Origin of the sequence: Bradyrhizobium sp. KBS0727, assembly GCF_005937885.2 — a bacterium.
GTDB lineage: Bacteria > Pseudomonadota > Alphaproteobacteria > Rhizobiales > Xanthobacteraceae > Bradyrhizobium.
This window is the reverse complement of the sequence record NZ_CP042176.1, coordinates 1007979-1022275: the sequence shown is the minus strand read 5'-3', so window position 1 is coordinate 1022275 and position 14297 is coordinate 1007979. Positions and strand designations below refer to the sequence as shown.

Annotated in this window: 11 protein-coding genes; 8 read left to right on the top strand and 3 right to left on the bottom strand. The window is 59.1% G+C overall.

Annotated features, from left to right (window positions below; genetic code table 11):
* Nucleotides 1-57 precede the first annotated feature (57 nt).
* The gene (locus FFI89_RS04780; RefSeq protein ID WP_138833376.1) at nt 58-720 is read left to right on the top strand and encodes a response regulator transcription factor; all 663 of its coding nucleotides are present in this window, start codon (nt 58-60) and stop codon (nt 718-720) included.
* On the opposite strand, the gene FFI89_RS04775 is transcribed toward FFI89_RS04780, so the two are convergent.
* Entirely contained in the window at nt 715-2835 is a 2121-nt protein-coding gene (locus FFI89_RS04775) for an MASE1 domain-containing protein (RefSeq protein ID WP_138833374.1), read from the bottom strand. The two genes, FFI89_RS04780 and FFI89_RS04775, sit on opposite strands and share 6 nt — an antisense overlap.
* A 927-nt stretch (nt 2836-3762) precedes the next feature.
* On the opposite strand from FFI89_RS04775, the gene FFI89_RS04770 reads away from it, so the two are divergent.
* From FFI89_RS04770 to FFI89_RS04740, 7 genes are read left to right on the top strand one after another with little or no spacing between them, the layout of a single operon-like run.
* The gene (locus FFI89_RS04770) at nt 3763-4083 is read left to right on the top strand and encodes a helix-turn-helix domain-containing protein (RefSeq protein WP_138836093.1); all 321 of its coding nucleotides are present in this window, start codon (nt 3763-3765) and stop codon (nt 4081-4083) included.
* On the top strand, nt 4083-6098 hold the full coding sequence (gene hyfB / locus FFI89_RS04765) for a hydrogenase 4 subunit B (RefSeq protein ID WP_138833372.1): 2016 nt from the start codon (nt 4083-4085) through the stop codon (nt 6096-6098). The genes FFI89_RS04770 and hyfB overlap by 1 nt, the downstream gene beginning before the upstream one ends.
* Nucleotides 6089-7045: a respiratory chain complex I subunit 1 family protein gene (locus FFI89_RS04760; RefSeq protein ID WP_138833370.1), complete on the top strand. Its 957-nt coding sequence runs from the start codon at nt 6089-6091 to the stop codon at nt 7043-7045. The genes hyfB and FFI89_RS04760 overlap by 10 nt, the downstream gene beginning before the upstream one ends.
* Before the next feature lie 5 nt (nt 7046-7050).
* The gene (locus tag FFI89_RS04755; protein WP_168213143.1) at nt 7051-7713 is read left to right on the top strand and encodes a hydrogenase-4 component E; all 663 of its coding nucleotides are present in this window, start codon (nt 7051-7053) and stop codon (nt 7711-7713) included.
* Nucleotides 7710-9161: a hydrogenase 4 subunit F gene (locus FFI89_RS04750; protein ID WP_138833366.1), complete on the top strand. Its 1452-nt coding sequence runs from the start codon at nt 7710-7712 to the stop codon at nt 9159-9161. Before FFI89_RS04755 ends, FFI89_RS04750 begins: the two co-directional genes overlap by 4 nt.
* 17 nt (nt 9162-9178) lie before the next feature.
* Complete coding sequence (locus tag FFI89_RS04745) at nt 9179-10690, top strand: NADH-quinone oxidoreductase subunit C (protein ID WP_138833364.1); 1512 nt, start codon at nt 9179-9181, stop codon at nt 10688-10690.
* Nucleotides 10691-10699: 9 nt separating this feature from the next.
* A complete protein-coding gene (locus tag FFI89_RS04740; protein WP_138833362.1) occupies nt 10700-11233 on the top strand; it encodes an NADH-quinone oxidoreductase subunit B family protein in 534 nt (177 codons plus the stop codon).
* Nucleotides 11234-11454: 221 nt separating this feature from the next.
* Here FFI89_RS04740 and FFI89_RS04735 read toward each other — a convergent pair whose 3' ends face one another.
* On the bottom strand, nt 11455-11775 hold the full coding sequence (locus FFI89_RS04735; protein ID WP_138833360.1) for a helix-turn-helix transcriptional regulator: 321 nt from the start codon (nt 11773-11775) through the stop codon (nt 11455-11457).
* A 1492-nt stretch (nt 11776-13267) separates the two neighbouring features.
* On the bottom strand, nt 13268-14038 hold the full coding sequence (locus tag FFI89_RS04720) for an outer membrane protein (RefSeq protein ID WP_138833356.1): 771 nt from the start codon (nt 14036-14038) through the stop codon (nt 13268-13270).
* Nucleotides 14039-14297 lie beyond the last annotated feature (259 nt).

Here is a 14297-nt window from a genome sequence, read left to right as displayed (position 1 = left end):
GGGTGTATGATTTTTTTCAATTGGATCTCCGTGCAATTGGATGACGGAGAGCGCTTTATGAAGGTACTTATCGTCGACGATCATGCATTGATCCGCGAGGCGTTGCACGGTGTCCTGAAACAACTGAAGCGAGACGCCGCGATATTTGAAGCTTCGAACAGCCGTCAGGCAATGCGCATAGTCGACGAACATCCCGACATGAGCCTCATTTTGCTTGATATCAATCTGCCTGATCGGGATGGCTTCTCTGTCCTCCGCGAACTGCGTGACCGCTATGCGACCATTGCTATCATCATTCTCTCGTCCTCGGATGATCAAGATACAGTCAAGCGCGCTTTCAAACTTGGCGCGCTGGGTTTCATCCCGAAAACCACCGAACGTGAGGTGATGCTCAACGCCATCAAGTTAGTGTTCTCGGGCGGTATTTACATTCCCTCGGCGATTCTGGAGGAAACAACGTCTTCGCGGCCTGCAAATAGGCTGGCGACGCGCGACCCTCTCAAGGGTCTCGGGTTGACCGATCGGCAGACTGAAGTGCTTGCGCTGCTGATGAAGGGAAAAAGCAACAAGGCCATTGCCAAGACCCTCAATATGGCAGTGCCGACAGTTAAGAACCACATCACGGTCATACTCAAGGCGCTCAGCGTAACGAGCCGCACCGAGGCAGTAATCAAGGCGGGGAAAATGGGCTGGGAATTGCCGCCGAAATCTGAGTCATAAAGCCGCCCCGGTGTCTCTCCTATCGTCATGATCCCTAAAGAGTTCGTGCACGACAGCGCGGAGCCGCATTGGGTCGACAGGCTTGTGCAGCAAAATGTATCCTCGATCCTTGGCGTGATGCAGTGGTTCAGGTGCCGTATCGCCGCTGATAAGAATAGCTGGAATTGATGAACCAAACGCCGCATTGATTTGGTCAATCGCTCCGATCCCGGTCTTTCCGCTCGCAAGATGATAATCCGAGATGATGAGATCGGGGCGTTGTTGGCGCTCAGCAAGTCGGATAAGTGCAGCTTCGTCGGATCCGGCGGTAAAGACGGAGTATCCCCATTTGCCAAGTAATCCGCCTGTTCCCTCCTGCTGAATTGTAGCATCGGCAATAACAAGAATGACCTTGCCTTCTACCGCAAAGGCTGCGGGGTGAGGTGAGTCGACGGACTCGTCGGACCTGACGCATTCATCGACCATCGGAACCAGGATTGCGAATCGCGAACCTCGACCCACAGTCGAAGTTAAGTCGATTTGATGGTTGAGAAGTACGCGAAGCCTGTCGACAATAGCCAGGCCGAGCCCCAGGCTGCCGTACGGGTTCCGTCCTGGGGCAGGAAGCTGAAAAAACTCGCCAAAGATATTCTGCTTCTGGTCCTCAGGAATGCCGGGACCGCTGTCCCATACTTCGATACGCAACATTCCACCGCGCCGGCGACATCCGACGATGATTCCGCCCCGCAATGTATAGCGCACAGCATTGGATACCAGATTGAGCAGTATGCGTTCCAGCAGCATGGTGTCGCTCCGCACCCAGGCTTCACTTCGCACAACGCGTAGACGCAAGCCTTTTTCCCGCGTTGCCTGATCGAACGTCGTCTCAATTTTTTGCAACAGGCGCGCGATCGGGAATTCGGTAAGATTGGGTGTAAGGATCCCGGCATCGAGCCTGGAAATATCCAGGAGCGAATTGAGCATTTCATCCATTTCTTTGCGCGTTGCATCGATCCGCTCGATCGTCCTCGTCCTTTCTCCCGATCTGAGCGGTGTGCGCAGCTGGGCAACGAACAGCCCTAGCGCATGTAATGGCTGCCGCAAATCATGGCCTGCCATGGCAAGAAAGCGCGATTTTGCGGCATTGGCGAGTTCCAGCTCTTGCGTGCGCTCTGCAACCTTCCGTTCCAGTTCGATCTGCGCGCTGCGCAGACGTTTCTCTGCTTTCTTGCGCACCTCGACGTCGGCGCTCAGTAACAGGCTTGGAACGGTAATACTGATCAAGAACATCAACACCAGCAGGAACGAAACGTTGAGATCCGCGGTCGTGAAGGGGCCGCCGCCCGCGAGCGTTCCCCAAATCGTGATGCCCGCAAGCACCAGCCCAACCGTTGCGGTGTCACGTGGACCACGGCGCAACGCCGCCCACAACATTGGCAGGATCGCAAGAAAACCCAGTGGATCGCGGCTCGGCGTTTGCTCGATCAGGGGGCTAAAAGCTATGAGTCCAACAGCCGCCGCCGTTACGAGGACGCCGACCGTCTCTAAAAATTCATTGCGGTTGAAAGCGCGGTAGTGGCTCGACGCCCAAAGCACGATAACGGGGGCAATGACCAGCGCGCCGGTCACATCTCCCAGCCACCATGTGACCCAGGCGTTCGCGAAATTCGTTCGTTCGATGTACCCGGCGGTTGCCAGGCTGGTCAGTCCAATGCTGGCGCTGATCGGTGTCGCGATTACGAAGCAAATCAGAGTAAACTTCGCGACAGAATTTGGCCTCGAAAACGTACCACATCCGCTCGACCATCGATTGATCAGGTAAGCGCCAACTACCGCTTCAAGAGAGTTACCGGTCGCAATCGCGATTGCGGTGGCAACCGAGCCGGCGGTCGTCGCATTGGCGATCGCCGCCGCCGTGAAAATTGCGGGCCAAATCCGATATCCCCACAACAACACCGCCGCCAGCGCGACACCCGTTGGTGGCCAAATTGGCGTTGCGCTAGGATTAATGGAGGCGAGAGCAAGCCCGCCTTTTGCCAGGGCGAAATAGATCACTCCAATTACGACCAGGCCGCCAGCATAGCTAATGCCTCGGCGGAAATTTAGCTCCGGCGTTCGTGATCGTGGATCGGACATTGTCGACGCCTGGACTAGGCAATTGGATCATCCACAGACTATCGGGCGCTTTAGCTCCTGCCCCTGCAAGGAAGTTTATTCCGGCTTGGGAAACTACCGCGGGGTACACCAAAAGGATTAGGTCGGTCGCTTGAACCGTCGCTCCGAGCATCCGGCTCGTTCTGCGCGCGGGAAACGCCGCCAACTGAGTTGGCCTTACTCTGGTGTTCGGTGCGCGAGCGGGCGACGCGGCGCTATCAACCGCCATTTCCACAGAGATGCGTTCCGCCGTTCGACGACGAGGATGATCGGATTGCACGTCAACGATCCGTAAGGCCAAGCATTTCTCGAAACCCTCCTCGCTGACACGAAGGAATACGCCATCATCGCCGTTCGCCCGCTGCGCTTATGCATTCCGCAATTGGTTGCGGGCGATTTGAACCTACCAAACTGAGCCATTGATTTTGTTCGGGCGACGGTTCGACCTCAAAAACAAAACCCCAGCAATCTATTCAGATTGCTGGGGTTTTCATCAACTTGGTTGCGGGGAGGCGCAACCACCGATACCGACATTCGCTGACGGCGGCCATTTGAAGCGTCATTGGTCCTCATTCGGCGGCCTTTGAGAAGATTAGAGTATTTCTTGCTGATCTGAGCCAAGGCCGGCAGTCCGCGGCCCGGTCTGAACGAAATAGCAGGCCCCTCTCGTCCTCCAACCAGCCCTGAGAAACTCCGGGGCACGGCCGTTTGCTGCGCGAGCAGAATGTCTCGCTCAAGCTGCGCCGGTGATCGATATGCCCGGACCCCGCGAACGCGTACTTCAGCGCCTGAAATGCATCCCTTAGAATAGATATCCTAGATATCAATTATTGACAATATTACATCATTAGTTAGGATGGAAAATGATGTTTGATATTGGCCGGGATCCCGACGGTGAAACAGATATCGATGATCACGGCAGCTCAATTGCGGGCTGCCAGGTTGCTGCTCGGCATCGATCAGCGCCGACTCGCAGAACTCTCCGGACTTTCCGCGCCTACCATCCAGCGAATGGAGGCAAGCGAAGCGCTGGTTCGAGGCAATGTCGATTCGCTGGTCAAGTTGATTGCCGCATTCGACGCCGCCGGGATCGAGATGATCGACGAAGGAGCCCTCAGCAATTCGCAGGGCCGCGGCGTGCGACTGAAGATGAATTCGCGTTCAGCTAAAGCCGATTTGGACAGTCAGCGAGAACACAAAGCATCGAACGGAACGCGGGGCCGCGCTTGATGTCTCCCGTTGTTTTGCAGATGTCATGTGCCGCGGGATTGTTGGGGATCGCCGGGCTTGCGCTCGTTCTGAGCGGCGCGAAGAGTTCCACGGCAATTGTCTACGGCGTCACTATGGCTGTTTCCCTGGTCGCATTGTTCGGGTCGATCCGCTGTCTGCTCGGTGACGTTCTCAATGACTCCGGCCTGACCTTGCCGATTGGACTGCCGTGGCTCGGCGCCCATTTCCGCCTCGATGCGCTGGCGGCGTTCTTCCTTGTCGTCGTCAATCTGGGAGGCGCATCGGCCAGCCTTTACGGTCTTGGCTATGGCCACCACGATCCGGCGCCGCACCGCGTCCTTCCCTTCTTTCCTGCCTTTCTGGCCGGGATGAATCTTGTGGTACTGGCGGATGACGCGTTTTCCTATCTGCTTTGCTGGGAATTCATGTCGCTCGCTTCCTGGGCGCTGGTCATGTCGCACCATCGTGAACCGGGCAACGCGAAGGCGGGTTATGTTTACCTGGTGATGGCAAGCTTCGGCACGCTCGCATTGCTGCTGGCTTTCGGCCTGCTGGCGGGACCGGCGGGAGATTACGGATTCGCGGCCATCCGCGCCGCACAACACACGCCTTACGCCGCGACATTGGTGTTGATCCTGATGCTGCTCGGCGCCGGCTCAAAGGCCGGTCTCGTGCCATTGCATGTCTGGCTGCCGCTCGCGCATCCCGCCGCCCCCAGCCACGTGTCGGCGCTGATGAGCGGCGTCATGACCAAAGTCGCGATCTACGGCTTCATTCGCGTCATCTTTGACCTGCTGGGGCCACCAACCTGGTGGGCCAGCGTCGTCGTGCTGATCCTCGGCGGCATCACCGCCGTCATGGGAATCCTCTACGCCATGATGGAAAAGGATTTGAAGCGCCTGCTGGCCTACAGCACGATTGAAAACATCGGCGTCATCTTTGCCAGCCTCGGCCTCGCCCTGGCCTTCCAGGCCAACGGACTGAAGCTCGCGGCGGCGTTGGCCTTCACGGCGGCGCTGTTTCACGTGCTCAATCACTCCTTCTTCAAGGGCCTGCTGTTCTTCGGCGCCGGCGCGGTCCTGACCGCGACCGGCGAGCGGGACATGGACAGGCTGGGTGGCCTCATTCATCGCATGCCGCGCACCAGCTTCGTCGTTCTCGTCGGCTGCGTCGCGATCTCCGCACTGCCGCCCTTCAACGGCTTCGTTTCGGAATGGCTGATGTTCCAGGCGGTGCTGCAAAGTCCGGAGTTGCCGCAATGGGCGCTGAAGGTCACGGTGCCCGCGGTTGGCGCGCTATTGGCCCTGGCGGCCGCGTTGGCCGCGGCCTGCTTTGTCAAGGCCTACGGGATAGCGTTTCTCGGGCGGCCGCGTAGCACGGCCGCGGAAACCGCCCACGAGGTCGACCGTTACTCGCTGTCAGCCATGTTTATCCTTGCCGCGCTTTGCCTGCTGGCCGGAATCCTGCCGGGACTGGTGATCGATGCGCTTTCGCCGGTCACGACCGAGATCCTCGGTGGCCGCATGCCGATCCAGGCCAATGAACCCTGGCTTTCAATCGTGCCGATTGCGGAGAGCCGCAGTTCGTACAACGGATTGCTGGTGATGCTATTCATCACCATATCCGCCTCTCTTGCCGTCTTCGTTATCCATCGCTTCGCCTCGCATGCGCTGCGGCGGGGACCCGCCTGGGGTTGCGGTTTCTCCGACCCGACGCCTGCGGCCCAGTATTCGGCCGGAAGCTTCGCACAGCCGATCCGCCGAGTTTTCGGCACACTCGTGTTTAGCGCGCGCGACCACGTCGACATGCCGGCCCCCGGAGATACCAGGCCGGCGCGGCTGCGGATCGAATTGCATGATCTGGTCTGGGAGGGAATCTATCAGCCAATCGCGGGTGCGGTCGGCTTTTCAGCCGATCGGCTCAACCGTCTCCAGTTCCTGACTATCCGGCGATATCTCAGTCTCGTCTTTGCCACCCTCGTCACGTTGCTTCTGGTGCTCGCGATATGGTCGTGATCTCAGACATCGTGGTACAGGGTGTGCAGATGCTGCTGGTGCTGCTGCTCGCGCCGCTGCTGACCGGCTTCGTGCGCAAGATCAAGGCGCGGCTGGTACTGCGCCAGGGAGCGTCGGTCTTACAGCCGTATCGCGACCTCCTGCGCTTGCTCCGCAAGGAGGTGGTGCTGGCCGACAACGCCTCGTGGCTGTTCCGCGTGACACCCTATGTGACCTTTGCCGCGATCTGGGTTGCCGCCGCGCTGGTGCCGACCTTTGCGACAGGCCTGCTGTTCAACTGGACCGCCGATCTGATCGCCATCGTTGCGCTGCTCGGAAGCGCACGCTTCTTTCTGGCGCTCGCAGGAATGGACGTCGGCACCAGCTTTGGCGGCATCGGCTCCAGCCGCGAGGTCATGATCGCAGCACTCGCAGAGCCGGCGATGCTGCTAATCTTCTTTTGCCTGGCACTGGTAGCCGGCTCGACCCAGCTTTCGACCGTGGCCAATTTCATGGCCTCGTCCTACGTCGGACTACGGGTATCGCTGGGGATGGCGGTGATCGCGCTGATCATGGTCGCGCTCGCCGAGAACGCGCGCATCCCGATCGACAACCCCACCACGCATCTGGAACTCACCATGGTGCACGAGGCGATGGTGCTCGAATATTCCGGACGTCATCTCGCGATGATCGAATTCGGCGCCTTCCTCAAACTGCTGCTCTATATCTCGCTGATCGCCTGCGTGTTCCTGCCCTGGAAGATCGCAGTCTTCGGTACCGGTCCGCTGTCGTATGCCGTCGGCGCCGGAGCCTATATCGTCAAACTTGCGGCAGCGGGCTTCTTCCTTGCGCTGTTTGAAACCGCCACGGCGAAGATGCGCGTTTTCCGCGTTCCGCAATTCCTTGGGGCCGCACTCATGCTGGGCTTGCTCGGTACGCTGCTGCTGTTCGTGTCGAGGAGCTTCTGATGCAGATGCACAGCCTCGCCTTCGACGTCTCGCACACGCTGGCCGGCGGGTTGGTCCTGATCAGCTTCATGATGCTGTACCAGGATCGACTCTATTCGCTGCTCAACGTCTTTGCGTTGCACGCCGTCGTGCTGGCGCTTTCGGTCGCCTGGCAAGCCTTCGTTCAGGGAGCGCCGCATCTCTACATCACGGCGGCCATCGCCCTCGTCTTCAAGGCGATCGTTATTCCGGTGGCGCTGCATCGCATCATCAAGCAGCTTGGCATTCATCGCGACATTGAGTCGGCCGTGGGGATCGGCCCGACCATGCTGGCCGGGATGGCATTGGTCGCGCTCTCCATGGTGCTGATGCTGCGGGTCACCGCCGAGGCCGATCCGCTGGCGCGCGAGGATCTCGCCTTCGCACTCTCGGTCGTTCTGCTCGGACTTCTGGTCATGGTGACGCGGCGCAATGCCGTCAGCCAGGTCGTGGGATTCATGTCGCTCGAGAACGGACTGGTGCTGGCGGCCACCGGCGCCAGGGGCATGCCGCTGGTGGTCGAAATCAGCGTGGCGTTCTCGATCCTGATCGCCTTCATCGTCATCGGTATCTTCCTGTTCCGGATCCGTGAACGCTTCGATTCCGTCGACGTTTCCGCCCTCGACGACTACCGGGGCGAGCACCGATGAACCTGCCTTCCTTCGATCCCGTGGCGGCGGTGCTGCTGATTCCGATCGGCTCGGCAGCGTTGCTGGCCATCCTGCCCGGCTACCGGCTGACGGCGCGGCTGAATGTCATTGCAAGTCTCGCGACGTTTCTATCGGCGCTTTCCCTCTTCGTCATCGAGCGACCGCAGCCTGGACCCTACGTGCTGATCGACGATCTCAACATCGTCTTCATCGTGCTCAATACCTTCGTCGGCTTCACGACCAGCATTTTCAGCGCGAGCTATATCGCCCACGAACTCGATACCGAGCGATTGACGCCGGTTTATCTGCGTTTCTACCACGCCATGTTCCAGACCATGATGTTCGGTATGAATCTGGCTTTCGTGTCGAATAACATCGGCCTGATGTGGGTGGCGGTCGAAATCGCCACGCTCACCACCGTGCTGATGGTCGGCATCTACCGCACCCACGCCGCGCTGGAAGCGGCGTGGAAATATTTTATCCTGGGCAGCGTCGGAATTGCGTTCGCCCTGTTCGGCACCATCCTCGTCTACATGGCGGCGCGGCCGATCGTCGGCGAAGGCCAGGACGGCATGGTCTGGACGCTGTTGATCCAGCATGCGGCGGCCTTCGATCCGGCCCTGCTCAATGTTGCCTTCATATTCCTGTTTCTCGGCTATGGGACCAAGGTCGGCCTCGCGCCGCTGCATGCCTGGCTGCCCGATGCCCACGCCGAAGGCCCGACCCCGATATCCGCGGTGCTGTCCGGTCTGCTTCTGAACGTCGCGCTCTATGCGCTGCTTCGCTTCAAGATATTGCTCGCCGCCAATCCTAACGCGATCGCTCCGGGCCCGCTGATGGTGACGATGGGTCTGGTCTCGCTGGTTTTCGCCGCCTTCATGCTCTACCGCCGGCGGGACATCAAACGGCTGTTCGCCTACTCCTCGATCGAACACATGGGCATCATCGTGTTTGCGTTCGGGATGGGCGGCCCGCTGGCCAATTTTGCAGGATTGCTGCACATGGTGATGCACAGCCTGACCAAGTCGGCGATCTTCTACGCCGTCGGCCATATCTCGCAGATCAAGGGCACGCAGCGGATCAACAGGATCCGCGGCCTGACGGTGACCCATCCAGCACTAGGCTGGGGTTTCGTAGTGGGCGTGGTCGCGATCGCCGGACTGCCGCCGCTCGGCATCTTCATGAGCGAATTTCTCGTCGTGAGTTCGACCTTCGCGCGGCAGCCGCTACTGGCGATCGTGCTGGTGTTCGGGCTTCTGCTGGCGTTTGGCGCATTGACGTTGCGCCTGACCAGCGTCGCCTTCGGCGCGCCCCGCGGCAGCACGGCGTCGGCGGAAGCTTCCTACGTGCCGATGTTTGCGCATCTTTCATTGGTTCTGGGCGCAGGAATCTATCTGCCCGCGCCGCTCGTGGTCTGGTTCCAGAATGTGGCTCGTCTCCTTGGATAGCGGAGGATAAACGTGACATGCCGTCGCTGATTGACCTGATGCTGGAAGGCCGCAAGATCCAGCAACATCATCCGTGGCCGCGCGTCGTGGTTGACGCTTCGGTCTGGCAATTTGCAGCAAGCGAGTTGGCACAGGGACGCTGGAGCCTGCTTGGGCTCTGGGGTGAACTCTCGGCGGTACACATGGCGATTATGGACCGGGATACCGCTGAGATCGCGGTCGTCAGCCTGGACTGCCCTGATCGCGTTTACCCTTCCGTCGGCAAGTACCACCCGCCGGCGCTTCGGCTGGAGCGCGCGGTCAATGATCTGTTCGGACTGTCGGCGGAAGGCTTGCCCGACACCCGGCCCTGGCTCGATCACAACCGCTGGGGCGTGCGCTTCCCGTTGGGAAGTCGAATCGACGCGCTGGCGACGACTTCGCCCTACAGCTTCCTGCCGACGGAAGGCGATGGCCTGCACCAGATTGCGGTCGGTCCGGTGCACGCCGGCATTATCGAACCCGGACATTTCCGGTTCACCGCCAGCGGCGAAACCGTGGTCCGGCTGGAACAGCGGCTGGGATATACCCACAAGGGTATAGAAGGGCTGATGCGAGGTGCCAGTATCGAGCGCGCCGCGCAACTCGCCGGACGTGTATCGGGCGACAGCACCGTCGCCTATGCTTATGCGTTTTCGAAGGCCGTCGAGGCTGCCCTGCAACTGGAAGTGCCACACCGCGCGGTCTGGCTGCGGGGGCTGCTGGCCGAACTTGAGCGGCTTGCCAATCACCTCGGCGATATCGGCGCGATCTGCAACGACGCGTCGTTCGGCTTGATGCAGGCCCACTGCAACGTGCTGCGTGAGGACATTCTCCGCGCCGCGAACACAGCCTTCGGTCACCGCCTGATGCGAGACGTCATCGTGCCCGGCGGGCTGGTTCGCGATCTCGACGAAAAGGGGCAGGCAAGCATCCGCGCGGTGCTCGACAATGTCCACGTTCGCTTTCCCGTCTTGGTCGAACTCTACGACAACACCGCCTCGCTTCAGGATCGTACCGTCGACACCGGTATCGTCACGGCGGCGTTAACAAAACAATACGGTGCCGGAGGCTATGTGGGTCGCGCGTCCGGGAGGACGTTCGATGCCCGTCGCACTCCCGGTTATCCGCCGTATGGCGATCTGCGTTTCGAGGTGCCGGTGCTCGACGAGGGTGACGTCAATGCCCGCGTCTGGATCCGGATTCGGGAAGTCGAGCAGAGTCTTTCCTTGGTACATCAGATTCTGGAGCGGCTTCCCGGCGGCCCGCTGAACGTACCGATCCCCTCCGTGGCTGAGCCGCGCGAGGGCATGGCGCTGGTCGAAGGTTTCAGGGGCGACATCCTGGTCTGGCTCCGGCTCGACGGTGGCCGGGTCGACCGCTGCCATCTTCGCGATCCATCCTGGTTTCAATGGCCGCTGCTCGAAGCGGCCATCGAAAACAACATCGTCGCCGACTTCCCGCTCTGCAACAAATCGTTCAACTGTTCCTATTCCGGGCAGGACCTGTAGGAGAAGACGATGCGCAAACTTCTCTTTCAAAATTTCTTCCGGGGCCCGCTCACGGAGCAGGCTCCCGCGCTCGACGAGGCCGCCGTCGAAGAACTCGCCACGGCCTTGCAGCGTGCCGCCCGGCGACGCCTCGGCAGAAGCCTCTCGATCCGCGAAATCGATGCCGGGTCATGCAATGGTTGCGAGCTGGAGATCCATGCGCTGAGCAATGCCTATTACGACGTCGAACGTTTTGGTATTCGCTTCGTCGCCTCTCCACGCCACGCCGACGTTCTCTTGGTCACGGGGCCCGTGACCAAGAACATGCGCGATGCACTGGAGCGAACCTATCATGCGACCCCCGACCCGAAATGGGTCATTGCCCTCGGAGACTGCGCACGAGATGGCGGGTGTTTTGCCGGCAGCTACGCGGTGGTCGGAGGGGTCTCGCAGATCGTTCCCGTCGATCTTCATATTCCGGGCTGTCCGCCACCGCCCGTTACGATTTTGCAGGGACTTCTTTCCCTGCTCGATCGAACGGCAAAAAGCGCCACTTCCACTTGAGGCTCTGGAAACGACTTCGGCTATTCCAAGCCGGCTTGCCCTGCAGCCGCCTCCCGACATCCTTGTGGCGATGAATTGGCAGCTCGGCCCCTACGCTGCCGCGCCCATATTGTGGTCGGCACCGGCGAGCGTTTGCGTGGCCAGTTTCGGAGCAGACGCGCATGCCGCAACCGACGCCGCGTATTGATCTTGAAATGCTGTCTGAGCGTCTTCCACACTATTCATCGAGTCCGCGCCAAAGTCCGCAGCAGCGAGGGCTTGGACTGCTTCATGTTCTTCATCTTTGGCTTCGTAACATCTTCCCTGAGGCGAACGCCGCGGCCGCCGGCTGAGCTCGTAACACCCGGATTGATCAATTCGATCCCGGCATTCTCCAGCGCGGAAATCAGCTTCATCAGAGAATCGACGTTCCCGCGGACAACGCCGTCGCTCGCCTCCATGCGCTGGATGGTAGGGACTGAAAGATCTGCAAGATCGGCAGTTTGCCGTTGATCCATGTTCAGCAGCGCACGGGCCGCCCTCAGTTGGTTGGCCGTAATCATCTAATGGCCGTCTCCAGTGAGATTTACGTCGAATATATCTATACTATCCAAACTATTGTTTCGAGCATCAGTTTGGATGCAAAGTATATCATATGCAAATCTTGATTCATTGGAAACAAACTGAGACGGCCGAGCGGATTTACCCGATTTTCTCGCAAGGGTACGGAAACATTATGTGCAATTCCGAAACGGTTGGCGCGTTGAACGTCACATGATAATAGATGTTTAGCGCATGTGTTATGATGCTTAGCTCTTAATGTGGTTGTCGGCCGTGAAATTGCTGGGGCGTTATCAAGGGCGGAACGGGCAAATCGAAATCGTTGAGTGTTCCTGGGACGGAACACGCGTGTACTTCGAAGGGGGCGTGAGGCAAAGCCAGGCAACGCCCGATGGCGAAAGCGTATCCACCCGTCGTAATGACTGACCGCTTTGCGCCCCAGAAGCGGTCGCTTGGCCCAAGTGACAAGCAACATGCGCTCGCGGCAGTCGCTTACTCAGCTCCGCGTTTCGCGACCATAATCCCGCCTAGAGAACTTGCGGTATTCTAATCTCGTTCTTCCTCAATCCAATTCGAGATTCCGACAGACGGAATCAACCGTCTCGGACGGGATGGGTTGATTGTGCCGGCATAGACGACCAGCCCCTCGTCAAGTTTGGCTCGCGCAAAACTCTTGGCTTGCACTTCGGTATCAAACGTTTTGGTCTGTCGCGGGCTTCGCCTTCTGGGCAATGCACCGCGTTTGTGAACTTCAAATGTAACGTACCAAGTGTCGGCCATTGACGTCCTGATTTGGCTAACGCGGCTGCAATAGCCGTTGCGCTAAGCTGCCCGAAAGCTGAGGCCACCGGTTGATCCGGATCAATGGTCAGGACGTTGTTATGATTATGAATCAATTGAATGCGGTTTGCATCTTTGAGGCCTGCTTTGGGAATACCCGCAACGCGTTGAATGGCAACCCTGTGTTGACATTGATCAAACCGGCCGGTTCAAAATCTTCTATGAGTTAATTTCCAGAGCATCCACTGCCCACCGGAAGCGGTGCCCCCACCGCACCTGAGTAACGGCCGCCATCCCCCATGGCGGCCGTTTTATCTGGGGCCATGTCTGTAAGTTCAGGACGAAATCGGGGCGGTTGTCCTGAGGTTGGATCAGCGATTATGCTAACGGTCGTCTCAGCAACACGGCCTGGACGCTTTCGATCGGCTCGATTGTTGAATTGGGAGATCACCCGCAGATTCCGGACGAAACGTCCTTGCGCAAGTAATGGCGACACGGCGGCGCCTGTGTCGATGGTGTTTCGGGCCGGCAAGCAAGATCATCAGGAAGCCTGAAGTGCTTTTTGGGGTCCGCGTAAAAACTACAATGAGATCCGCTCACAGAGCGTGACCGGCAACAAGGCACCGCGGCCGCAGCACTCGCGGGAGCGGGCTAAGAACAAAAAGCCCCGGACTATGCCGGGGCTTTAGTGTTACGCAGGAAATGCAGACTAGCTCAGTACCTGGCTGCAATCGGAGCACCGTAACCGCCAAACTTGTAGCTGATGCGGCCAGTGATCATGCTGATATCTGTCCTGGTGTTGGCGGTGACCGAGGGGACTTGCAGGGTAGGCGTCAAGATCGTGCGGCTGTCGCTCTCTCTGAAGAGGTAATCGTATTCGATGCCGGCAGTCCAGTTCGGCGAGAAGCCGTACTCCAAGCCCACGCCGACCACCCCACCCCACCGGGTCCGCTCCGCCTGCGCGAGGCCGATGCCGGTTGCAGTATTGAAGATGTCAAAGCGCTGGTTTGCAACAGCAGCGCCGCCCTTCACATAAAGAAGAGTGTTATTCCAGGCATAACCGACCTGACCGGTGAAGAGGCCCAGACCATTGATGGTGGATTTCCAGGTGTTTGTGGCCAGCAATGGCGTATTCACGAAAACACGCTCGGTACGAAGATTGGCCCAGTCGCCCTGAGCTTCCAATCCAAACACCCAGTTGCTTGCTTGCCAGCGGTAACCGATCTGGCCACCGACAACGCCTCCACCCTTATCATTGCAGCCTTCGCTGAACACGTTAACGGCACCCACCTGGGTGATATCAAGACATTGCCGCGCCCAGCCGTACCCGCCGTTCGCACCGATATAGAACCCCGACCAGTCGTACATCATCGGAGCTGCGATTGGGGCCGCCTTGTAAGGCCGTGCCGCAAGATCAGCAGCGGATGCAGGAGCAGCCATACCCAGCACGACGAGAGCCACCGCACTCAATAATATCTTCTTCATGATCAATCCCCGGTTTAAGGACGTTTGGTGCAAATTCCACGTAGAGCTTACGCCCGATACCGCGTCAGCCCCTGTCTCCCAATGGCAACACTTCAATTCAAAGTGCTGCCAGCTAACTTAATGAGTTATTTACAGTTTTTGTCGGCAGGTCGGTCGAGCGAGAGCGCAGACGTCATAGCCGTTGCCTCCAGCCGTGCTTGAGACTTTGCGAGGTCGAAAGCCGCTACGGCTGCGCAACTGCATCTGTCCTTCGGCGTCC

What these genes read in the sequence shown, in the direction of transcription:
- FFI89_RS04780 (WP_138833376.1), top strand. Translation starts at nt 58, where the DNA reads ATGAAGGTACTTATCGTCGACGATCATGCATTGATCCGCGAGGCGTTG.
- FFI89_RS04775 (WP_138833374.1), bottom strand. Translation starts at nt 2,835, where the DNA reads ATGTCCGATCCACGATCACGAACGCCGGAGCTAAATTTCCGCCGAGGC.
- FFI89_RS04770 (WP_138836093.1), top strand. Translation starts at nt 3,763, where the DNA reads ATGATCACGGCAGCTCAATTGCGGGCTGCCAGGTTGCTGCTCGGCATC.
- hyfB (WP_138833372.1), top strand. Translation starts at nt 4,083, where the DNA reads ATGTCTCCCGTTGTTTTGCAGATGTCATGTGCCGCGGGATTGTTGGGG.
- FFI89_RS04760 (WP_138833370.1), top strand. Translation starts at nt 6,089, where the DNA reads ATGGTCGTGATCTCAGACATCGTGGTACAGGGTGTGCAGATGCTGCTG.
- FFI89_RS04755 (WP_168213143.1), top strand. Translation starts at nt 7,051, where the DNA reads ATGCACAGCCTCGCCTTCGACGTCTCGCACACGCTGGCCGGCGGGTTG.
- FFI89_RS04750 (WP_138833366.1), top strand. Translation starts at nt 7,710, where the DNA reads ATGAACCTGCCTTCCTTCGATCCCGTGGCGGCGGTGCTGCTGATTCCG.
- FFI89_RS04745 (WP_138833364.1), top strand. Translation starts at nt 9,179, where the DNA reads ATGCCGTCGCTGATTGACCTGATGCTGGAAGGCCGCAAGATCCAGCAA.
- FFI89_RS04740 (WP_138833362.1), top strand. Translation starts at nt 10,700, where the DNA reads ATGCGCAAACTTCTCTTTCAAAATTTCTTCCGGGGCCCGCTCACGGAG.
- FFI89_RS04735 (WP_138833360.1), bottom strand. Translation starts at nt 11,775, where the DNA reads ATGATTACGGCCAACCAACTGAGGGCGGCCCGTGCGCTGCTGAACATG.
- FFI89_RS04720 (WP_138833356.1), bottom strand. Translation starts at nt 14,038, where the DNA reads ATGAAGAAGATATTATTGAGTGCGGTGGCTCTCGTCGTGCTGGGTATG.